The sequence below is a fragment of the Rhodanobacter sp. GW835-FHT13D09 genome (assembly GCF_058793995.1).
Map to the genome: position 1 here is coordinate 434,825 of NZ_JBXAGL010000001.1, position 22,970 is coordinate 457,794.

Sequence of the window (22,970 nt, forward strand, 5' to 3'; positions counted from 1 at the left end):
CGCTGCCGCGGCACCGCCGGGCTGCAGCGATGGCGGCTACCGGCGCCAGCAGTGTGTCGACATTCGCCCTGCCGATGCAAGCGCGCCCCGCGCAGGGGCCAGCGGCGCGCCGATGCGAGCGGAAAGCACGTATCCATGCCCTCTCCTTATCATCGCGAAACCATCCCGGCAAGTCTGCAGCATCAAATGTTATCGGTATCTTGATACCGATAACATTTGATGCCAAGCTCCCTCCGGCCGGGTGCTGGACGGCCCATGCATGAAAAAGGGGAGACTTACCGTGGATCACCAGATGACCGCTGCAGCGAGTCCGGATGCCCGGATGCCTGAAAGGCAGGCCGTGGGCGACCCGTGGCTGCTGGTCCGCCACGGCACCGACCCGGCCGGCTTCGCCCGGGACGAAAGCCTGTTCGCCCTCGCCAACGGCACGCTCGGCGTGCGCGGCAACCTGGAGGAAGCCGACAGCGCCAGCCAGGCCACCCTGCTGTCCGGGGTATGGGAACGCACCCCGATCGAATACCACGAGCGTTTCCCCGGCTTCGCCAGCCATACCGACACGCGCATCCCGGTCGCCGACGCCACCCACATCCGGCTGCGCCTGGGCGACACCCCGGTGCGGCTGGACCAGGGCGAATGGCTGCAGTTCGAGCGCACCCTCGACCTGCGCCACGGCTGCTACCGGCGGCGGCTGCGCTGGCGCTCGCCGCAAGGCGCCACGCTGGAGATCGAGGCCGAGCGCCTGGTCAGCCTGGCGGAGGCCGGGCTGCTGGCGATCCGCTACCGCGTGCGTTCGATCGACTACCGCGGCCCGGTCACGCTGGAGTCGTCGATCGGCTGCGGCCGCGAGGCCGCCGGCCAGGGCGACGACCCGCGCATCGGCAGCCGCCTCGCGGGCGGCCTCACCACCTGGGCCGCGCAGGCGGACGAGGCCTCGGCCTGGGTCGGCCAGCAGACCACCCACAGCGGCATCCGGCTGGCCTGCATGCAGCGCCACGAACAGGTCGCCGGCCTCGCCTTCCGCGACGCCGGCCGGACCGCCGATGGCGTGATGCAGGCTTATACCGGCACGCTCGCGCCGGGCCAGGCCGTCGGCTTGGACAAGTATGTCGCCTACGCCTTTGCCGAGCCATTCGCCACGGATGCCGCGGACGCCCTGCCGGCCCGGGCCGAGGCCATCCTTGCCGCGGCGATCGCGCTCGGCTACCCGGCCCTGCTCGAACGGCAGGCGCAGGTGCTGGCGGGATTCTGGGCGCAGACCGACCTGGCCATCGCCGGCGACCCGGCGACCGAGCAGGCGCTGCGCCTCAACCTGTTCCACCTGTTCCAGTCCAGCGGCCGCGACGGCCGCAGCAGCACCGCCGCCAAGGGGCTCACCGGCGAGGGCTACGAAGGCCACTACTTCTGGGACGCCGAAGCCTTCATGCTGCCGGCGCTGGTCACCCTGGCGCCGGAGCTGGCGCGAGCCATGCTGGCGTACCGCCACCGCACGCTGGACCACGCGCGCCGGCACGCGCGCGAACTCGACCACCGGCGCGGCGCGCTGTACGCCTGGCGCACGATCAGCGGCGACGAATGCTCCGCGTACTTCCCGGGCGGCTCGGCGCAGTACCACATCAACGCCGCGGTGGCGTGGGCCGTCCGCCTCTACGTCGACGCCAGCGGCGACCAGGCGTTCCTGCTCGAAGGCGGCGCCGAGATGATCTTCGAGACCGCGCGGATCTGGCTGCAGGTCGGCCACTTCAATCCGCGCCGCGGCGGCGCGTTCTGCATCCACGAGGTCACCGGCCCGGACGAGTACTCCGCCCTGGTCGACAACAACCACTACACCAACCGCATGGCGCAGCGGCACCTGCGCGACGCGGCCGCCACCGCCGAATGGATGGCGCTGAGCCACCCGGCCGACTATGCCGCGCTGGCCGCGCGGATCGGCCTCGAGGCCGACGAGCCGGCGCAATGGCAGGCCGCGGCGCAGGCGATGTACCTGCCGGTGGATGCCGCGCTGGGCATCTTCCCGCAGGACGACGGCTTCCTCGACAAGCCGCGGCTGCCCGCCGCGCTCGCCACCACGCCGGACAAGCGCCCGCTGCTGCTGCGCATGCATCCGCTGAGCATCTACCGCCACCAGGTGTGCAAGCAGGCCGACGCGCTGCTCGCCCTGATGCTGGCCGGCGAGCAGGTCGACTTGGCCGCCAAGCGGCGCAACTTCGACTACTACGAAAGCGTCACCGTGCACGACTCCACCCTGTCCGCCTCCACCTTCGCGGTGATCGCGGCCGAGGTGGGCCATGCCGACAAGGCATTCCATTATTTCCTCGACACCTTGCGGGTCGACCTGGACGACCTGCACGGCAACGCGGCGCACGGCCTGCATATGGCGGCGATGGCCGGCAGCTGGCTGGCGCTGACCTGGGGCTACGGCGGCCTGCGTGTGCACGACGGCCTGCCGGCGCTGGCGCCGCGGCTGCCGGCGGCATGGAAAAGCTACCGCTTCGGCCTGCGCTGGCGCGACGCGCATCTGCGCGTGGAGGTCGACGGCGACGGCGTACGCTACACGCTCATCGAAGGCAGCGCGCTCACCTTCCTGCACGACGGCCTGCCGCAACGTCTGCATCCCGGCCAGCCGTTGCGCCTGCCCTGCGCGGGCTTCGCCGCGCCGCCACCGTTGAAGGCGGTGGTCTTCGATCTCGATGGCGTGCTCGCTGACACCGCCGTGCTGCACCGCGCGGCATGGCAGCAGCTGGCCGACGAGATCGGTGCGCCGCTCGACGAGGCCACCGCCGAACGCATGAAGGGCGTGGATCGCCGCGGTTCGCTGGACATCCTGCTGGAACAGGCGCCGCGCTCCTACAACGAAGCGGAGAAGGAAGCGCTCGCCGCGCGCAAGAATACCCATTACGTCGAGCTGATCGAACGCCTCGGCCCGCAGGACCTGCTGCCTGGCGCGCGCGCCGCGGTGGAGTCCGTGCGCCGCACCGGGCTGAAGACCGCGCTGGCCTCGGCCAGCCGCAACGCGCCGCAGCTGCTGGACCGGCTGGGCATCGCCAGGCTGTTCGACTACGTGGTCGACGCCGGCCGTATCGCCCGCTCCAAGCCCGACCCGGAGATCTTCCTGGCGGCGGCGAGCGGGCTGGGCCTGGCTCCGCAGGAATGCCTCGGCGTGGAAGACGCCGCGGCGGGCATCGCCGCCCTGCGTGCGGCGGGCATGGTGGCGGTCGGTATCGGCCGTGCGCAGGAGCTGGACAGAGCGGATGTGCTGCTGCCGAACATTGCCGCGTTCGACATCAGTCGTTTCATCGCGTGAGCGGCCATTCCGCGCAGCCGGCACGCTGCGTTGCGCGGCAAAAACAATCCAATCCAACTGGTGGGGAGTGACGTAAAATGAAGATCAAGCAGCTGTCCAGACTAAGCCTTCCGGTGGCGATAGCCGCCATCCTGTTCTGCGGCACAGCCATGGCCCAGGACGCCACGCCGGCACAGGCTGCCCAGGCACCGGCGAAAAAGAGTGCCGCCCAGCAGAAGGCCGACGCCGCCAAGGCCAAGACCCTCGAGCAGGTGGTGGTGACCGGCAACACCGCCACCGGCGGCCTGAAGAAGATCGATACCAGCTACTCGGTCACCACCGCCACGGCCGAGCAGATCAAGATGGCCAACCCGAAGAGCACGGCGGACCTGCTGAAGATCTCGCCCGGCATGTGGCCGGAATCCACCGGCGGCCAGACCGGCGCCAACATCGAGATCGCCGGCTTCCCGGGCGGCGGCGACGCGCCCTACTTCTCGACCCAGCTGATGGGCTCGCCGCTGTACGGCATGCCCACCCTGTCGTTCTTCGAGACCACCTCGATCTTCCGCCTCGACGACACCGTCCAGCGCGTGGAGATCCTGCAGGGCGGCCCGTCGGTGGTGTTCGGCGACGGCCAGATCGGCGCCACCGCGAACTTCATGCTGAAGACCGGCACCGACGTGCCCAGCGGCAGCGTCGGCGTCACCTACGGCAGCGAGAACCTGCGCCGGGTCGACGGCTTCCTTGGCTTCCCGCTCGGCAACAACTGGTACGGCAGCGTGGGCGGTTTCTATCGCGATTCCGACGGCGTGCGCGACCCGCAGTTCGCCGCGGACAAGGGCGGCCAGCTCACCGCCACGCTGAGCCACGACAGCGACAACGGCAGCATGACCTTCTACGCGCGCCAGCTCAACGACCGCAACCAGTTCATCACGCCGGTCCCGCTGCTCCAGCACGGCACCGACCAGTTCAGCGCCTACCCCGGCTTCGACCCGCTGACCGACACCTACTACAGCAAGGCGATCCAGCACGTGCACCTGCCCGGCTACCCCGGCGGCGGCACCGACGCCAACCTGGCCAACGGCCGCGGCACCAAGTTCAGCTTCTTCGGCGGCAACTTCGACTACGACCTGGGCAACGGCTGGAACATATCGGACAAGTTCCTGCTCGATGGCGGCGACGTCGACACCAACGCGCTGTTCTCGGGCAACAACCCGGGCAGCATGCGCGACATGCTGTACACCAATACCTCGAGCATGGGCGCCTTCAACCTGCCGGCCGGCTCGGCCACCGCCAGCTACGTGAACGGCGGCGGCATGGTCGACCCGAACCAGAGCGTGATCCACCAGGGCTGGTGGTACATCCACAAGCACCTGAAGAACATGAGCAACGACTTCCGCCTGAGCAAGGAGCTGTTCGAGGGCAACACGCTCACCGGCGGCCTCTACCTGGCCCACTACACCATGAACGACAAGTGGGCGCTGGGCAACCAGATGCTGATGACCAACGCGCCCAACGCGCAGCCGATCCGGGTCAGCTACGTCGACAACGGCCAGACCAAATACCTCACCGACGGCCAGGGCTTCCTCGACTACGGCGCCTACAACATCGCCCAGCACGGCCACGCCACCAACAAGGCGTTCTACCTGTCCGACGTGTGGCGCATCGGCAAGTGGCTGATCGACGTGTCCGGCCGCATCGAGAACGAGGATGCCACCAACAACGTCTGCAACCTCACCAACGTCAACCTCGACGGCAACCCGAACACGCTGTACGACAACAGCGTGCCGGTATGCAACGGCACCTATGCGCAGACCCGATACGACAAGACCCATCCGTCGTGGACCGTCGGCGTGAACTACGAGCTGGCCGACAACATGAGCGTCTACGTGCGCGCCAACAAGGGCGCGCACTTCGGCGACTTCGACAACGCGCTGCGCGGCAACACCACCGGCAATACCCCGCCGCTGCAGAAGGTGCAGAACTTCGAGGGCGGCTTCAAGTACCAGTCCGACCTGTTCTACGCCGACATCAGCGTGTACCACCGCCAGTTCAACGGCCTGACCTACCAGCCCACCAACACCCAGGGCGTGCCGGTCGGCGCGCAGGCGCTGTACGGCTCCGACTCCAAGGGCGTTAACCTCGCCGGCGCGGTCACGCCGTTCGAGAACTTCAAGCTGCAGGTGGTCGCCAACTACCTCGATGGCCACTACACGCACAACAACTCCTGCTTCGTGTTTACCGATCTCGTCAGTGGCTCCTCCCAGTGCATCGGCATCAACGGCAAGCAGCTGCAGCGCCAGCCGAAGGTGCGCTACATGCTCACGCCGAGCTATCGCCTGCCGTTCTCCTGGGGCGACGTGACCGCCTTCGTGACCTACACCCACGTCGGCGCGCACACCCAGGACCAGTCCGCCCTGCAGCAGCTGGGCAGCTACAACACCTGGGACTTCGGCATCGTCGCCAACGTGGAAAAGAGCTGGCAGATCCGCCTGCAGGGCACCAACATGACCAACGAACTGGGCCTGACCGAGAGCAACTCGCGCATCTTCGGCTCCGCCGCCGGTACCGATGGCGTGATCCTCGCCCGACCGATGGAAGGCCGCGAGGTCAACGTGACGGTGAAGTACCTGTTCTAAACCTGCGATCATTGCAGGGCGCGCGGTCCGGGCCGTACCCCCAAGAGCGGCCCGGACCGCGGTTTTCCCCTGGCGCGGGTTCCGGAAAATACCCTGCCGGTGCGGACCACGGACGGGACGAACACCTGCGCCGGAGCTGGCGCGTCGAAGAGGCCGGGATGGCCTTCTGCAGCAACCTGTTGATGCCGATGCCGTACCGCCGGGGGTGACATGAACCGAATCCGCATGATCGTCGCGCTGGCGCTGATCTACATGATCTTCGCGATCCTGCTCAACAGCGTCGGCACGGTGATCCTGCAGTCGATCGCCACGTTCGGCATCGACAAGCCCGCGGCCAGCGCGCTGGAGCGCTACAAGGACCTCACGATCGCGTTCACCTCGTTCCTGGTCGCCTCGTTCCTGCCGCTGTTCGGCTACCGGCGCTCGATGATGCTGGCGCTGGCCATCGTCGGCGGCGCCTGCCTGCTGATGCCGCTCTACCCCAGCTTCCTGACCACGCGGCTGCTGTTCGCCTGCGTGGGCTTCTCGTTCGCGCTGGCCAAGGTCGGCGTGTATTCCTCGATCGGCCTGCTCACCGCCGACCGCACCGCCCACTCGCGCCTGACCAACACCATCGAGGGCCTATTCATGGTCGGCGTGCTCGCCGGCAACTGGATCTTCAGCGCCTACATCGACCCGGCGGACCCGGGCGATCCGGTGTGGTTCAACGTGTACTGGCTGCTCGCCGGCGCGTGCGCGCTGACGATCGCCTTGCTGGCCACCAGCCAGCTGGACGAAAACGCGGCGCATGCGCAGGGGCACAACAACTCCTTCAGCGACGCAATCATGGAGATGCTGCGCCTGTTCGTACGCCCGCTGGTCTACGTGTTCCTCGCCTCCGCCTTCCTGTACGTGCTGATCGAGCAGAGCTTCGGCACCTGGCTGCCCACCTTCAACAACGAGATCCTGAAGCTGCCGAATGCGATGAGCATCCAGTTCGCCAGCATCCTCGCCGGGATGACCGCGCTGGGCCGCATCGGCGCCGGCGTCGTGCTGAAGCGGGTGCGCTGGTATACGCTGCTGAATGCGTGCGTGCTCGGCATGGGCGTGCTGGTGGTCATGGTGCTGCCGCTGGCGCACGGCGTGGTGGCGCGCCCGGACGTCGGCTGGTTCGACGCGCCGCTCGCGGCGTACCTGATCCCGCTGCTGGGCCTGCTGATGGCGCCGATCTACCCGGTGATCAACTCGGTGGCGCTGAGCTCGCTGCCCAAGCCGATGCACGCGGCGATGACCGGATTGATCGTGGTGTTCTCCGCGCTCGGCGGCACACTCGGCTCGTACATTACGGCCAGGGTGTTCGCCAGTTTCGACGGCATCCACGCGTTCTATTTCTCGCTGCTGCCGATGACGCTGATCCTGGCCACCCTGTTCCTGTTCAAGCGCGAGACCGACCGCGCCGACGCCGCGGCGGCGACCCGGCTTGCCGCGAAATAAGCCGACGCCCGGAACGATCATGAACCCTCGCAACGCCTGCCTCGCCGGCCTGCTTCTGATCGTCGCCGCGACCGCGCGCGGGCAGACCGAGCCAGGCTTCCTGCTGACCGCCACCGCGAAGGACTTCGCCAGCTATTTCCCCGGCCAGCTGGCCAACGGTTATCTCTCGACCCTGACCGCGCCGCGCGGTACCGAGGGCAATCTCGCCTACCTGGTCGCCTTCATGGATCACACCAGGGGCGACATCGCGCGGCCCGCGGCGATCCCAGGCTGGAGCGAGATCGACTACAGCACCGGGCAGTCCGCCGCCGGCCATTTCTGGATGAACCAGGTGGAACTCTCCCCGGCATCGTTCCAGGACTACCGGCAGACGCTGGACCTCTACAACGCCACGCTGACCACCCACTACCGCTACCTGGATCATGGTCGGGCCACGACCGTCGCGGTGACCAGCTTCGTCAGCCAGGACGCGCCGCACCTGGCGGCCACGCAGCTGTCGATCACGCCGGATTTCGACGGCGAGATCGAGCTGTCCTTCGCACTCAATACCTGGGCGCCGCACCAGCCACGCTTCGCCCTGGGCAAGTTGACCGGTGAACAGATGCAGGAACAGGTGGCCTCGCACAACCTGAAGCTGCAACCGCTCCCGCCCGCCACGCCGGATCGCGCGGCGCTCTGGTACCACGGCGACACTCGCGTGCTCGACAGCGTGGGCGACGCGCACGACCTCACGCTGCGCCTGGACGGCCGCGCCGAACAGGGACTGCGCATGGCCGAGGCCGCGGCGATCCGGCTGCCGGACGGAGTGGTGCCGCGCGCATCGACGTTCTACCGCAGCGACTACCGCCTGGCCCTGGACCTGCGCATCCCGGTGCGCAAGGGCCGCAGCTACACCTTCACCAAGTACGTCGCCGTGTCGCGCGAAGGCTGGGGCGGCGACGCAAACGCCAACCTCGCACTGGCAAAGGCGGCGCGCGAACGCGGCTTCGACGCGCTGCTCGCGGCGCACCAGGCAGCGTGGCACACGCTGTGGAAAAGCGACATCCGCATCGACGGCGATGCGCAGGCGCAGCGGATCGTGCGCGCGGACCTCTACTACCTGCTGGCCAACACCACCGCCGACACGGCGTGGGCCACCGGCGCCTGCGGCCTGACGCCCGGCTATGCCGGCCACGTGTTCTGGGACAGCGACTCGTGGGTGTTCCCTGCGCTGTTGCTGCTGCATCCGCAGCGCGCGAAATCGCTGGTGATGTTCCGCGACCGCACCCTGCCGGCCGCCGAGCAACGCGCCCGCGAACGCGGCCTGCACGGGGCGATGTACCCGTGGGAAGCCGACCCGCAGGACGGCAGCGAACAAACCCCCCACTTCGCCTACGTGCTCGGCGAGCGCGAGATCCACGTCAACGCCGACATCGCGATCGCGCAGTGGCAGTACTACCTCGCCAGCGGGGACCAGGCCTGGCTGAAGCAGCACGGCTGGCCCGTGATCCGCGCCATTGCCGGGTTCTGGGCCAGCCGGGCCAGCTACGACCCGGAGCGGCAGCGCTACGAGATCCTGCACGTCACCTCGATCGACGAGGACTACAACGACGTGCCGAACGACACCTTCACCAACGTCTCCGCGGCCAAGGCCCTGCGCATCGCCACGGCCGCCGCCAGGGTCGTGGGCGCCGCACCCGATCCGCGCTGGGCGGACATCGCCGCACACCTGGTCGTGCCGTTCTCCGTGCAGGGCGGCCACCACCTCGACTTCGACCCCAGCGTGCCGCACAACATCGACTCCTGGGGCGGCAGCGCATTGCCGATGCTGGCCTATCCCTCGCTCGACCTGCCGATGGACGCGGCCCTGCGCCGGCGCGATTTCGACTACGCGCTGGCCCCGATCACGCACTCGCACCGCGATCCCAACAGCATGGGGCTGGCGCCGACCTCGATCGCCGCCGCCACACTGGGCGACAACGCGGCGGCCAGCGAATGGTTCCAGCGCAACCTCACCGCCCACGTGATCAAGCCGCCGTTCGACGTGCGCACCGAAACCGCGAACAACAACACCGGCTACTTCCTCACCGCCGGCGCCGGCCTGCTGCAGAACATCGTCTACGGCTTCTCCGGGCTGCGCATCGAAGCTGACGGGCTGGTCGAAGCGTATCCGCCGATGCTGCCGCCGCAGTGGCAATCGCTGACGCTGAAGAACGTCGCGTTCCGCGGCCGGCGCTATGACATCACCATCCGCCGCGACGCCGACGGCAAGCCGAGGCTGACCCGCAAAGCGCACTGAAACCATGTCCTGGCGGCGCTGCCAGGGGAGCCTTCCTGCACGTCGCAGGCGCCCAGCGGCCATCGTGGCCGCACTCTCCGTCACCGCCGGCGACCACACGGACACCGCGGCCGGATGGCCAGGCCGGACGGTATCCACAAGAGGTCCGGAACGCGCCCGCGCACGCCGCGGTGACGGGCTTGCGGAGGCCGGCTGCGACATCGGGAGTCTTTGCCCCGCAGCGCGGGGCCGGGTATTCTCTGTTGCATCGTCTGCCACACGCCGTGCCATGAACCCACAGACCGTCCTGGTCATCGACGACGAACGCGACATCCGCGAACTGCTGACCATCACGCTGGGACGGATGGATCTGCAGGTCGACGCCGTCGGCACCGTCGCCGAGGCACGCCGCGCACTGGCCGAACGCAGCTACGACCTGTGCTTCACCGACATGCGGCTGCCCGACGGCACCGGCCACGAAATCATCGAACTGATCGCCGCGAGCCATCCCGACATGCCGGTGGCGATGATCACCGCCTACGGCAACGTCGACGCCGCGGTGAACGCGCTGAAGGCCGGTGCGTTCGACTTCGTCTCCAAGCCGGTCGACATCCAGATGCTGCGCGGGCTGGTGCGCACCGCGCTGCGCCTGGCCGAGGAAAGGCGCACCGGAGCCACCGCGGCGAAGACCGGCGAATCCGGCGACCGGCTGATCGGCAGCTCGGCGGCGATGCAGCAGGTGCGCGCCACCATCGCCAAGCTGGCGCGCAACCAGGCGCCGGTCTACATCGCCGGCGAATCCGGCGTGGGCAAGGAACTGGTGGCGCGGCTGATCCACGAGCAGGGCCCGCGCGCCAGCGGGCCGTTCGTGCCGGTCAACTGCGGCGCGATTCCGTCGGAGCTGATGGAAAGCGAGTTCTTCGGCCATCGCAGGGGCAGCTTCACCGGCGCCAGCACCGACAAGGAAGGCTTGTTCCAGGCCGCCCAGGGCGGCACGCTGTTCCTCGACGAGGTGGCCGAGCTGCCGCTGCACATGCAGGTGAAGCTGCTGCGCGCGATCCAGGAAAAGGCGGTGCGCCCGATCGGCGGCCGCGACGAGATCCCGGTCGACGTGCGCATCCTGTCCGCCACCCACAAGAACCTCGGCCAGCTGGTCGAGCAGGGCCAATTCCGCCAGGACCTGTTCTACCGCATCAACGTGATCGAACTGCGCGTGCCGCCGCTGCGCGAGCGCCGCGGCGACGTGCCGCAGCTGTCCGCGTTCATCCTCAAGGCGCTGGCCGGCAAGAGCGGCGAAAGCATGGGCCAGCTGTCGCCGTCCGCACGCGATGCGCTGGAAGCCTACGATTTCCCCGGCAACGTGCGCGAGCTTGAGAACATCCTCGAACGCGCGATGGCGATGTGCGATGGCAGCACCATCGAGGCGGCCGACCTGATGCTGCCGCAGCGCAGCGCACGGCCGAGCCAGGAAACGGCGGTACCGGGCCAGCCGCCGGCAGTGCAGGCACCGCCACCCGCCGGCGCGAACGGTGGCCTCGACGACTACATCAGCAACCTCGAGCGCACCGCCATCGTCAAGGCGCTGGAAGAATCGCGGTACAACAAGACCGCCGCCGCCCGCAAACTCGGCATCACCTTCCGCGCGCTGCGCTACAAGCTGAAGAAGCTCGGCATCGACTGAGCCCACGACAGGCACGTCACCCTTGGTAGGACGGGCACCGCCCACCAGCTCTCGCCTCATGCGATGCCGAAGAGCTGGTTGTTGATGACGAACAGATGCGCCTCGTCGGTGCCGCTTGGGCGCGACAGGTGCATCAGCCGCGTCTTGACGGTGAACAGCGCGTTGCTGACCACCGCCAGGGTCAGCGCGATCTGCAGCACGATCAGCAGGGTGGCCATCTTGTGCCGGCGCAGCGCGGCAAGGATCGGACGCAGCTGCATGGCCGCGTTCATCCATTCGACTTCAGCTGCCACGCCGGCTGCACCTGGGCGGCGCGCCAGCTGGGGTAGAGCGCAGCGATCAGGCTGGCAGTTGCCGCAACCAGCACGGTCAGCAGAAACAGCGATGTATCGAGCCGCGCCAGCCGGGCGAGCTCCGGTTCGAACGCCGTGCCGATGCCGGCCATGCCCAGCGCGGTCGGTGCCTTGCTGCGCCGGCAACTGCGCAGGGCCAGATCGAAGCAATGCGTCAACCAGGGCACCCCCGGGTGGCCACCACGCACACGACGCGGAACGGCTTGGCTAGCTGCGCCTGCTGGTGGCTTGCAGCGCCTTGCGCAGCGCGCGCAGCAACGCCTGGGTGGTGACCGGCTTGTCGACCACGCACAAATGCTGCAGCGGCGGCAGTTCGTGCAGGTCCGGCGCGGCGCCGGCGCGGGCCAGCAGCACCACCGCACCGCCGTAGCCCCGTTCGATCAGCGCGGCCAGCGTGCGCACACCCGTGAAAAGGTTCATGTCCGCATCCAGCACCACCATGTCGGGCAGACCGGCGGCCTCGATCCACTGCAGCGCGGCGGTGCCGCTCTGGCTGGCGTGCGCCTGGTAGCCCCAGGCATCCAGCGTATCGGCCAGCAGGGACAGCTGGCCGGCCTCCTCCACCACCACCAGCACCCTCTCGGCGGAGCCCTCCAGGTTGTCCTGGTCGTCCATCTGCTCGTCGACGCCAGCCGGTGCCTCCAGCGGGAGGTACAGGTCGAAACGGCTGCCGCGGCCCGGCTCGCTGCCCACCCGCATCACGCCGCCATGGCTGGTGACGATGCGCTTGCACGAGAGCAGGCCGAGCCCGGTGCCGGCTTCCTTGGTGGTGAAGAACGGCTCGAACAGGCGCTCCCTCACCGCCGGTTCCATCCCCGGGCCGTCATCGATCACGCTGATGCACAGGTAGCAGCACTGCCGCGATGGCTCGCCAGGCCGGAAGAAGTCCTCCGGCGGTTGGACCCGCGCGGCCTCGACGCGCAGGTGGCCGCCGCCGGGCATGGCCTGGATCGCGTTCAGGCACAGGTTGAGCAGACACTGCTGCAGCTCGGTATGGTTGCCTTCGAACGTCAGGTCCGGATCGTCGATGGCCAGCTCCATCGCCACCGTGCGCGGCACGCTGCCTTGCATCAGCAGGTCGAACGCGCTGAACAGCGCACCCAGCCGGACCTGCTCCGCGCGGCGCGCGCCGCGCGCGAACGACAGCATCGAGTGCACCATGTCCAGGCCGCGCTTGCCGCAGTCGCGCACCAGCTTGCCCAGCCGGGCCAGGCGGGGATCGTGCTGGTAGTCCTGCAGGCTGTCGCCGACCAGCAGCAGCGGCTGCAGCAGGTTGCGCAGGTCGTGGCTGAGGCCGCCGGCGAGCATCGCCAGGCTCTCGAAACGCTGCGCGCGGATCAGCTCCGCCTCGGCGGCGCGCCTGGCCCGGCGCGCCTCGGCCTCGTCGAGGGCACGCCGCACGGCGCTGGCCAGCCGGGCCGGGTTCTGCTTCAGGATGTAGTCGGTGGCGCCGTTGCGCAGCGCCTCGATCGCCGCCTCTTCTCCCAGCGTGGCGGAAACGAAGATGAACGGCAGGTCTTCGTCACGCTGGCGCAGCAGTTCCAGCGCATGCTGGCCGGAGAATCCGGGGACGCTGAGGTCCGACAACACGATGTGCGGCTTGAACTCGTCCAACGCGGAGACGAAATGCGCTTCGTCGTCGACCAGCCGCGCCTCGTAGCCGATCCGGTCGGCATCGAGCTCGGCCAACACCAGCTCGGCATCGAGCTGGCTGTCCTCGACCTGAAGCACGCGAACGTTCGGCAATGTCTGTCGCCGCCGGCTTGGCATAGGAATTCCCGCGACTTCCCTATTGATCTGTACTTGCCAGCCCGCGAGCCAACGGCAGCGCGCGGACTGGTCCCTGTCATGGAACCTGCGTTCAGTCCTGCTCCGGCGCCTGGTTCAGCACGGCCCAGAACTGTCCCAGCGTGCGCACCGCATCGAAGAACTGGTCCACGTCGACCGGCTTGATCACATAGGCGTTGGCGCCCAGATCCCAGCTGCGGGCCAGATCGCTTTCCTCGCGCGAGGACGACAGGATCACCACCGGGATGCGCCGCAGCCTTTCGTCGCCGCGCATCGCGGTCAGCACGTCCAGCCCGTTCATGCGCGGCATCTTGATATCCAGCAGCACCACCGCCGGATCGCCCGGCTCGCGCGAATCCCACGCGCCGCGGCCGTGGAGGTAGTCCATGCATTCCACGCCGTCTTCCACGTGCACCACCGGGTTGGCCAGATGCGCCTCGCTCAGCGCATCGATCGCCATCTCGGCGTCGGCCACGCTGTCTTCCACCAGCAGGATGGTGCGCAGGTCTCTCTTGTTCATGCTTGACTCTCGGTGCGTGCTCCGGACACATCGGTGGCCGGCAGCGAAAAATGGAAACGGGCGCCGCGTTCCGGCTCGGCCTCGGCCCATACGCGACCGCCGTGGCGGGCCACGATCCGCCGCACGTTGGCCAGGCCGATTCCGTTGCCAGGGAATTCCGAGGCGCGATGCAGGCGCTGGAACACGCCGAACAACTTGTCCGCGTACTGCATGTCGAACCCCGCGCCATTGTCGGTCACGGTGAATTCGTAGTCGCCATTGCTCCCTCTTCGCACGTTCACTCCGATCTGCGCCACCTCGCAGTGGCCGGTGTATTTGACCGCATTGCCGAGCAGGTTCTGCCATACCGTGCGCAGCATGTTCTCATCGCCGATCACCATCGGCAACGGTGCGATGCTCCACACCATGCGCCGGTTCTCCACCCCTGCCTCGGCCAGCGCGCGCGCCTCCTCGGCCAGCGACTGCATGTCTACCGCCTGCAGCCGCAGCGCGCCGCGGCCGAGCCGGGAGAACACCAGCAGGTCGTCGATCAGCACGGCCATGCGCTGGGCCGAGCTGGCGATCACCTCGATGTAGTGGCCGGATTTTTCGTCGACATGGTCACCGAGGTACTGCTCCAGCTTGCGCGCGAATCCGGCGATGTGGCGCAGCGGTGCGCGCAGGTCGTGCGAGACCGAATAACTGAACGCCTCCAGCTCGCGGTTGACGTCGGAAATCTGCGCCACCTTGCCTTCGAGCTGGTGGTTGAGCTCGATGATCTTCTGTTCCGCCAGCGCGCGCGTGGTGACGTCGCTCACCGTGAGCAACAACGCATGCACGTTGGTATCCTGCTGCAGGCGTCGCGCGTTGATCACCACGTGCCGGTCGACCCCGTCGGCGGTGCGCTGGACCATGTCGTAATCCCACAGCTCGCGGTCCCGCAGCAGCACGTCGCTCAGGCGCTGCAGCAGCACGCTGTCGCCCCAGGCGCCATTGCCGATCTGCGCCAGCGGCACCGTCCGCTGCCGTGGGTCGACGCCGTACAGCTCGCCGAATGCGTTGTTCACCAGCAGGCTGTTCAACTCCTCGTCGAACAGCGCGATCGGTTCGCGCACGGACTGGAAGATCATCTGCGAACGCAGCACCGCGCGGCCCTCGCGGGTTTCGGCCAGCTGGCGCCGGCCGATCTGCCGTTCGGAGGTGACCACGATGATGACCAGCAGCATGAGCTGCGCCAGCGCGGTGATGACGAGCGCGACCTGCCCGTTGAAGGACTGCCGCGCGACTTCGGCCTGGCGCAGCTTCAGCAGATCCTCTTCGCTCCTGGCGATGCCGGCGATCTTGTCGCTCATGCCGAACAGGTCGTCGCCGTCGCGCAGCGATTGCCGCGCGCCGGCCTGGTCGCCGTGCCGCAGCCGATCCAGCGCCCGGTCCATGAAGGCGATGCGGCCGGCGACACTGCCGCCCAGCGCGCCCAGCGCGGCCTGCTGCTCGGCGTTGTCGCGCGTCATCAGGCGCAGCTGCTGCATCAACTGCGGCGCCTCCCGCCTGGCGCGCGCGGCGCGCTTGCGGGTAGCGTCGCTCTCGTCACCGTCCAGCAGCCGGTAGGTGGCCGCCTCGCTGTCGTGCACGACGTAGGCCACGTGATAGACCAGCGATCTCACCGCGACCGAATGGCCCACCCAGTCCGTGGCGTGCTCGGTACTGCGCGCGCTCTCGCGCGTGACGAAGTAGGGCAGGCCGACGATGATCAGCATCGCCAGCAGCAGCCCGGCGGTACGCCAGCGCATGATGCCCCTGGTTTTCATCCCGCTCGCCGCATCGGCAGGTTCGCCCCGGAAGGTCTCCGGGGCATTCTTGCATGATTCATTCACGCCGCGTCCACGGGCCGGCCGGCGTCGATCATCCGCCGTAGCGGCTCATCGCCGCTGGCCGCGCCGTTACCGCACTGCCCCACTCCCGATTCGGTTGGGCCTGCATGGTGAAGTGCAACTCGCCGCCGGCCACGATCTCGCCCTGGCGCAAGTACGTGCGATCCAGCGGCTTGCCGTTGAGGGTCACCGCGCCGACGTACGGATGGGCGTCGTCCAGCGGCGCGGCACTGACCACGAACGTGCGGCCGTTGGCGAGGTGGATCGCCGCCTTCGCCACGAACGGCCGGCCGATCGCGTACTCGTCGCTGGCCGGCGTCACCGGATAGAAGCCGAGCGCGCTGAACACGTACCAGGCCGACATCTGGCCGAGGTCGTCGTTGCCGGCGAGGCCGTCCGGGCGCGCGGCGTACTGGCTGTCCATGATCTGCTGCAGCCGCGCCTGCGTCTTCCACGGCGCGCCGGCGTAGTCGTAGAGGTAGGCGATGTGGTGGCTGGGCTCGTTGCCATGCGCGTACCAGCCGATCAGGCCGGTGATGTCCTCGACATTCTTGAAATGGCTCGGGTCGACCTTCGCCTCGAACAGCGCGTCGAGCTTGGCCACGAACTTCGCGTCGCCGCCCATCGCGCCGATCAGCCCGGCCACGTCCTGCGGCACGTACCAGGAGTACTGCCAGGCGTTGCCCTCGGTGTAGTCGCTGCCGTAGCCGGCGGCTTCCGGGTCGAACGGTTCGCGGAACTTGCCGTCGCTGAGGCGCGCACGCATGAAGCCGGTCTTCGCGTCCCACGCATGGCGCCAGTTGCCGGCGCGCTTTTCAAACGTGGCGGCGACGTCGGCCTTGCCGATCGCCTTGGCCATCTGTGCCAGCGACCAGTCGTCGTAGGCGTATTCCAGCGTCTTGGAGGCGGCCTCGGGCTCCTTGTCGATCGGTACGTAGCCGAGTTTCATGTAGTCGGCCAGGTCGCCGTACGGGCCGTAGCTGGCGCTGGCCACCATCGCCGCGAGTGCCTGGTCCGCGTCGAAGCCGCGCACGCCCTTGACGTAGGCGTCGGCGATCACCGGCACCGCGTGGTAGCCGATCATGCACCAGGTCTCCAGCCCCTGGTATGCCCACACCGGCAGGATGCCGAACGGGCTCGCCTCGCGCGCGGCGATCAGCGAGCGGACGAAATCGGTGCTGCGCGCGGGGTGCAGCAACGCCATCAGCGGCTGCTGCGCGCGGTAGACATCCCACAGCGACCAGGTGGAATGGAACTCGAAACCGTCCGCGCGGTGCACCGCATGGTCCGGCCCGCGGTACTCGCCGTTGACGTCCATGCTCAGCGTGGGCGACAGCATGGCGTGGTACAGCGCGGTGTAGAACTGCGTCTTCGCGGTCTTCGGCGCGTCCACGTCGATCACCGCCAGCGCCTTGTCCCAGGCCGCGGCCGCCTCGGCGCGGCGGGCGTCGAAATCCCAGCCGGCGCCGTCGTGGTCGAGGTTGGCCACGGCGTTCGCCTCGCTCACCGGCGAGATCGCCACCTTTACTTCCAGCGGCCGCTTCAGCTGGCCGAAGTCGAACGCACCGACCAGCGCGCGGCCGTCCTGCGCATCGCGGTCCTCGGCCTGGTTGCCCGGCCCCTTGAAGCCCTTGTAGGTGATGTCGGTCTCGCGGTTGTACAGCTCGCGCGAGGTCATCGGCTGCGAGAAGCGCATGGCGAAGCAGAGCTCGCGACCCGGCGCCCAGCCGCGGGTGGTGCGGCAGCCGGTGACGGTGCTGTCGGCATGCACGCGCAGGCTGGCCCACAGCACCTTGCCGGGGTAGTCGTAGATGCTCGGGCGCAGGTCCAACAGCACATGCGCGGGCTTGCCGGCCGGAAAGGTGTAGCGGTGCCAGCCGATCCGGCGCCCGGCGGTGAGTTCGGCGCGCACGCCGTAATCGCTCAGCGTCACCGCGTAGTAGCCGGCCTGCACCACCTCGCTGTCGTGCGAGAAGCGCGAGCGGTAGCCGCTGCCCGGCGCGGCCGGGTCGCCCGGCTCCAGCCGCACGTCGCCGGCGATCGGCATCACCAGCACGTCGCCCAGGTCCGAATGGCCGGATCCGGAGAAGTGGGTATGCGAGAACCCCATGATGCTGCTGTCGGCGTACTGGTAGCCGGCGGCCCACTTGTAGGCGTGCTTGAAGTCGGGCATCACGGTGTCCGGCGACAGCTGGATCATGCCGAACGGCACCGTGGCGCCGGGAAAAGTGTGGCCGTCGCCGCCCGTGCCGATGCGCGGGTCGACCTCGTCGGCGTGGCCCGCCGCGGCATGCGCGCCGACCGGTGCGAGGGCGGCAGCGCCGAGCGCGACGGCCAGCAGAAGGGACAACGGGGGATGCAAGTGGACGGTCATCTGGGCTACCTTTTGGAACGATCCAGCCGCACGCTAACACCCACTGGTGGACAAGGCATGTTGCGCCGCGTCGTGCTTAAAAGCGTCGATAAGCTAATTTTGGATCGTTCCAAACCGGTAAAGTCGCATGTCCAGCCATATCCCGATCGGGCGCAAGGTCACCTTGAACGACATCGCCGCCGGCTGCGGCATGTCGCGCGCCACGGTCTCGCTGGTGCTGCGCGGCAGTCCGCTGGTGAACAAGCTCACCCGCGCCCGGGTCGAGGAGGAACTGCGCCGCCAAGGCTACGTCTACAACCGTGCCGCCGCCAACCTGCGCCGGCGCACCTCGACCAGCATCGCGCTGGTGCTGAACGATCTGGCCAACCCGTTCTTCGCGGAATTCGCCGCCGGCGTGGACGAGGCGCTGGCCGCCGCCGGCTTCGTCACCCTGCTCGGCTGCACCGGCGAATCGCCCGCGCGCGAACAGGCCGTGCTCGGCTCGCTGCTGGAGCACGGCCCGGCCGGGATCATCCTGTCGCCGGCCGAGCACAGCCGTGCAGCGGACGTGCTGGCCGCGGTCGGCCGGCGCGCGCCGCTGCTGCTGTTCAACCGCGAGCTGGGGGGCACGCTGCCCGAATTCGCGCACTGGGACCAGCTGATGCTGGACAACCAGCGTGGCGCCCGCCTGGCCACCGAACACCTGCTCGAGCGCGGCCACCGGCACATCGCGTTCTTCGGCGGCCATCACGATTCCAGCTCGTGCCGGCAGCGCCACGCCGGCTACGCCGAGGCGATGCGCGGCGCCGGCTTGCGCACCGAGCCGCACTGGCGCATCGAATGCGCGCCGACCCGGCTGGATGCCGCCCACCACACCCCGGCCCTGTTTGTCGGTGCGCTCGCTCCCACCGCTGCGGTCTGCTACAACGACGCGGTCGCGCTGGGCCTGATGCTCGGCCTCAACCAGCGCGGGCTGCGTCCCGGCCATGACTTCGCGCTGACCGGTTTCGACGATATCGCCGAGGCCGCGCTCGGCATGCCGCCGCTGACCACCCTGTCGGCCGCGCCGCACGAGCGCGGCGGGCAGGCGGCGGAGCTGGTGCTTGAGCGCCTACGGCAACCGCAGGCTGCCAGCCGGCAAACCGTGGCGCCGGTACGACTGATTGTCCGCGAAAGCAGCTGTCCACCACCCATCGCCTGACCACCAAACCCCGGGGAACCCCATGGCCTTCGTCCAACCCGCGTCACACACGCCCGGCACTCCTGCCCGCGGCGAGCATTACACCGACTTCCCGATGGCGATGAGCGTGCTCACCGTTATTTTCTTCATGTGGGGCTTCCTGACCTGCCTCAACGACATCCTGATCCCGCACCTGAAGTCGACCTTTCAGCTCAGCTACGCGCAGGTGATGCTGGTGCAGTTCACCTTCTTCGGCGCGTACTTCCTGATGGCGATGCCGGCCGGCCGGCTGGTCGCCACGCTGGGCTACAAGAAAGGCATCGTGGCCGGGCTGGCGATCGCCGGCGTCGGCGCGCTGGGCTTCTGGCCGGCCGCGGGGCTGCATCTGTACCCGGCCTTCCTCGGCGCGCTGTTCGTGCTGGCCACCGGCATCACCGTGCTGCAGGTGGCGGCCAATCCCTACGTGGCCCTGCTCGGCCCGGAGCGCACCAGCTCCAGCCGGCTGACCCTGGCGCAGGCGCTGAATTCGTTCGGCACTTTCCTGGCGCCGTGGTTCGGCGGCCTGCTGATCCTCTCCAACGTGGTGAAAAGCCCGGACGAACTGGCTGCGCTGGAACCGGCGCAACGCCTGCTCTACGACACCCAGCAGGCGCAGGCAGTGCAGGGACCATACATCGGCCTGGCCGTGGTGCTGTTCCTGCTGGCGGTCTTCGTGTGGCTGTTCCGCCTGCCCGCGCTGAGCGAGGCCACCGACAAGGGCGACCATGCGCGCCACGGCTTCGCCGAAGTGCTGCGCCATCCGCACGTGCTGTTCGGCGTGCTCGGCATCTTCTGCTACGTCGGCGCGGAAGTGTCGATCGGCAGCTTCATGGTCAACTACCTGTCGATGCCCGAGATCGGCCACCTGAGCGAGCAGCAGGCCGCCGGCTACGTTTCGTGGTACTGGGGCGGCGCGATGATCGGCCGCTTCGTCGGCTCGGCGCTGATGGCGAAGTTCTCGCCGCGCAAGCTGCTGGCCGCGTTTGCTGCGATCAACGCACTGCTGGTGCTGACCACCATGTCGAGCAGTGGCGCGCTGGCGATGTACAGCATCATCGCGATCGGCCTGTTCAACTCGATCATGTTCCCCACCATCTTCGCACTCGGCATCGAGCGGCTGGGTCCGATGACCAGCAAGGCCTCAAGCCTGCTGATCATGGCCATCGTGGGCGGCGCGATCGTGCCGTTCGCGCAGGGCATCGTCGCCGACCGGATCGGCCTGCAGCATGCGTTCTTCCTGCCCCTGCTGTGCTACCTGTACATCGTGTTCTACGGCCTGCGCGGTTCGCGCATCCGCAGCGCCCCGGCGCCGGATGCCGGTGTAAGCCCTTGAGCATGACCACGCGATCCATCCTGTGCTTCGGCGAGGCGCTGATCGACCTGCACGCCGACGGTGTCGACACGCGCGGATTCGCCGCCCGCTTCGTGCCGTTCGCCGGCGGTGCGCCGGCCAACGTGGCGGTGGCCGCGGCGCGGTTGGGCGGGCAGGCCCGCTTCGCCGGCATGCTTGCCTGCGACCGCTTCGGCGACTTCCTGCTCGACAGCCTGCAGCAGGCCGGCGTCGGCACCACCGACGTGGTGCGCACCGACGCGGCGAACAGCGCGCTCGCGTTTGTCACGCTGGATGCCCACGGCGAACGCAGCTTCAGCTTCTACCGCAACGACACGGCGGACCTGCGCTTCCGGCCGACCGACTTTCGTACGGAGGCGTTCCGCGACCTCGCCGTGTTCCACGTCTGTTCCAACAGCATGACCGATCCGGCGCTGGCCGCGACCACCCGCGAAGGCATGCAGCGCGCGCACGGCGCCGGCGCGCTGGTCAGCTTCGACGTCAACCTGCGGCCGGCATTGTGGCCGGCCGATGCCGATCCGCGTCCGCTGCTGTGGCCGGCGCTGCACCTGGCCGACGTAGTGAAGCTGAGCGCCGAGGAGTTCGCCTGGCTGGCGGTCGACGGCGAACAGGTCACGCTGGACCGGCTGTGGCTGGGGCGTACACGGCTGGTGGTGGTGACCGACGGCGCGCGGCCGCTGCGCTGGTTCCATCCCGAGGCCGAAGGCGAGCTGCCGTGCTATCCGGTTGCGGTGGTCGACAGTACTGCCGCCGGCGACGCCTTCGTGGGCGGGCTGCTGTGCTGCCTGGCCGAGCTGGAAGCCGCCCCCGACCGGCTCGACCGCCTGGTCGCCGCCCTGCCGCGCCTGCACGCCATGCTGCGCTTCGCCGCCGCCTGCGGCGCACTCACCGTGACCCGCCAGGGCTCGTTCGCCGCGATGCCGCATGGCGACGAGGTACTCGCTTTCATGGAGCACCAGGCATGAACACCACGCCCGACTTCCGCTCGGCGACCTTCCTGCGCGAGCACATTGCCCAGACGATGGCGTTCTACCATCCCCGTGCGATCGACCCGGCGGGCGGCTTCTTCCATTATTTCAGGGACGACGGCACGATCTACGACCGCAGCCACCGGCACCTGGTCAGCAGCACCCGCTTCGTCTTCAACTACGCGATGGCGGCGATCGAGTTCGGCGACGACGCGAGGCTCCAGCGCGAATACCTGGAGGCGACGCGCCACGGCCTGCGCTACCTGCGTGAGGTGCATCGCGACCCGTATACCGGCGGCTACGCCTGGACGATCCGCGACGAGCAGCCGGAAGACCGCACCAACCATGCCTACGGCGTGGCCTTCGTGCTGCTCGCCTACGCCAGCGCGGTGAAGGCCGGCATCGGCGAGGCCGCCGCCTGGATGGACGAAACCTGGGGCCTGCTGGAGCAGCGCTTCTGGGATGCCGACGCCGGGCTCTACCGCGACGAGGCGGATGCGAACTGGCAGTTCAGCGGCTATCGCGGGCAGAACGCGAACATGCACATGTGCGAGGCGATGCTGGCCGCGTACCAGGCCAGCGACGAGCCGCGCTACCTGGAGCGGGCACTCACCCTCGCCGACCACATGACCCGCCGCCAGGCGGCACAGGGCGGCGGGCTGGTGTGGGAACACTACGACGCCGGCTGGCGCATCGACTGGGACTACCACCGCGACGACCCGAAGCACCTGTTCCGCCCATGGGGCTTCCAGCCGGGCCACCAGACCGAATGGGCCAAGCTGCTGCTGATCCTGGAACCGCTGCTGCTGGAGCGCGGCCGCGAGGAAAACTGGCTGCTGCCCACCGCGATGCACCTGTTCGACACTGCGCTGGCGCGCGCCTGGGACAACGAACACGGCGGCCTCTGCTACGGCTTCGCGCCGGACGGCAGCGTCTGCGACGACGACAAGTACTTCTGGGTGCAGGCCGAATCGCTCGCCGCCGCCGCGCTGCTGCACGCGCGCACCGGCCTGGCCAGGTATGACGATTGGTACGGCAAACTGTGGGCTTACGCCTGGCAGCATTTCGTCGACCACCGCCATGGCGCCTGGTACCGCATCCTCAGCCGCGACAACCGCAAGCTCAGCGACGAGAAGAGCCCGGCCGGCAAGACCGACTACCACACCATGGGCGCCTGCCACGAAGTGCTGGCGCTGCTGCGCGCCGGTGGCCGGCCGTGATCCGCCACCTTTCCCAAG

13 protein-coding genes and 2 pseudogenes are annotated in these 22,970 nt (G+C 68.7%); 9 read left to right on the forward strand and 6 right to left on the reverse strand.

Annotation, left to right across the window (positions count from 1 at the left end; genetic code table 11):
* Positions 1-322: 322 nt before the first annotated feature.
* The 5 genes from pgmB to AC1Q5A_RS02070 all read left to right on the forward strand — a co-directional run bounded on the left by pgmB (position 323) and on the right by AC1Q5A_RS02070 (position 11,330).
* Complete coding sequence (gene pgmB / locus AC1Q5A_RS02050; protein ID WP_492697754.1) at positions 323-3,301, forward strand: beta-phosphoglucomutase; 2,979 nt, start codon at positions 323-325, stop codon at positions 3,299-3,301.
* Between the two features lie 77 nt (positions 3,302-3,378).
* Positions 3,379-5,919, forward strand: coding sequence for a TonB-dependent receptor (locus AC1Q5A_RS02055; protein ID WP_492697755.1), 2,541 nt, complete (start codon positions 3,379-3,381; stop codon positions 5,917-5,919).
* Between the two features lie 210 nt (positions 5,920-6,129).
* Complete coding sequence (locus AC1Q5A_RS02060) at positions 6,130-7,392, forward strand: MFS transporter (RefSeq protein WP_492697757.1); 1,263 nt, start codon at positions 6,130-6,132, stop codon at positions 7,390-7,392.
* A gap of 19 nt (positions 7,393-7,411) precedes the next feature.
* A complete protein-coding gene (locus tag AC1Q5A_RS02065; protein ID WP_492697759.1) occupies positions 7,412-9,670 on the forward strand; it encodes a glycosyl hydrolase family 65 domain-containing protein in 2,259 nt (752 codons plus the stop codon).
* Positions 9,671-9,938: 268 nt separating this feature from the next.
* Positions 9,939-11,330 carry a sigma-54-dependent transcriptional regulator gene (locus AC1Q5A_RS02070; protein WP_492697761.1) on the forward strand — a complete coding sequence of 464 codons (1,392 nt, stop codon included), beginning with the start codon at positions 9,939-9,941 and terminating at the stop codon, positions 11,328-11,330.
* Positions 11,331-11,395: 65 nt separating this feature from the next.
* On the opposite strand, the pseudogene AC1Q5A_RS02075 reads toward AC1Q5A_RS02070, so the two are convergent.
* From AC1Q5A_RS02075 to AC1Q5A_RS02100, 6 genes and pseudogenes are all read right to left on the reverse strand, one after another.
* A pseudogene (locus tag AC1Q5A_RS02075) lies at positions 11,396-11,602 on the reverse strand (ABC transporter permease); the annotation flags it as partial.
* A pseudogene (locus tag AC1Q5A_RS02080) lies at positions 11,599-11,787 on the reverse strand (ABC transporter permease); the annotation flags it as partial. The pseudogenes AC1Q5A_RS02080 and AC1Q5A_RS02075, both read right to left, overlap by 4 nt.
* A 103-nt stretch (positions 11,788-11,890) precedes the next feature.
* Positions 11,891-13,453, reverse strand: a complete 1,563-nt coding sequence (locus tag AC1Q5A_RS02085; RefSeq protein ID WP_492697763.1) for a sensor histidine kinase — start codon at positions 13,451-13,453, stop codon at positions 11,891-11,893.
* Positions 13,454-13,544: 91 nt separating this feature from the next.
* A complete protein-coding gene (locus tag AC1Q5A_RS02090; RefSeq protein WP_492697765.1) occupies positions 13,545-13,991 on the reverse strand; it encodes a response regulator in 447 nt (148 codons plus the stop codon).
* Positions 13,988-15,760: a sensor histidine kinase gene (locus AC1Q5A_RS02095; protein ID WP_492697767.1), complete on the reverse strand. Its 1,773-nt coding sequence runs from the start codon at positions 15,758-15,760 to the stop codon at positions 13,988-13,990. The genes AC1Q5A_RS02090 and AC1Q5A_RS02095 overlap by 4 nt, the downstream gene beginning before the upstream one ends.
* A gap of 112 nt (positions 15,761-15,872) precedes the next feature.
* The gene (locus AC1Q5A_RS02100) at positions 15,873-18,215 is read right to left on the reverse strand and encodes a GH92 family glycosyl hydrolase (RefSeq protein WP_492697769.1); all 2,343 of its coding nucleotides are present in this window, start codon (positions 18,213-18,215) and stop codon (positions 15,873-15,875) included.
* Positions 18,216-18,342: 127 nt separating this feature from the next.
* On the opposite strand from AC1Q5A_RS02100, the gene AC1Q5A_RS02105 reads away from it, so the two are divergent.
* From AC1Q5A_RS02105 to AC1Q5A_RS02120, 4 genes are all read left to right on the forward strand, one after another.
* Complete coding sequence (locus AC1Q5A_RS02105; protein WP_492697772.1) at positions 18,343-19,395, forward strand: LacI family DNA-binding transcriptional regulator; 1,053 nt, start codon at positions 18,343-18,345, stop codon at positions 19,393-19,395.
* Positions 19,396-19,489: 94 nt separating this feature from the next.
* Positions 19,490-20,746, forward strand: a complete 1,257-nt coding sequence (fucP, locus tag AC1Q5A_RS02110) for an L-fucose:H+ symporter permease (protein WP_492698103.1) — start codon at positions 19,490-19,492, stop codon at positions 20,744-20,746.
* On the forward strand, positions 20,743-21,729 hold the full coding sequence (locus AC1Q5A_RS02115; protein ID WP_492697776.1) for a carbohydrate kinase family protein: 987 nt from the start codon (positions 20,743-20,745) through the stop codon (positions 21,727-21,729). The genes fucP and AC1Q5A_RS02115 overlap by 4 nt, the downstream gene beginning before the upstream one ends.
* Positions 21,726-22,952, forward strand: coding sequence for an AGE family epimerase/isomerase (locus AC1Q5A_RS02120; protein ID WP_492697779.1), 1,227 nt, complete (start codon positions 21,726-21,728; stop codon positions 22,950-22,952). Before AC1Q5A_RS02115 ends, AC1Q5A_RS02120 begins: the two co-directional genes overlap by 4 nt.
* Positions 22,953-22,970 lie beyond the last annotated feature (18 nt).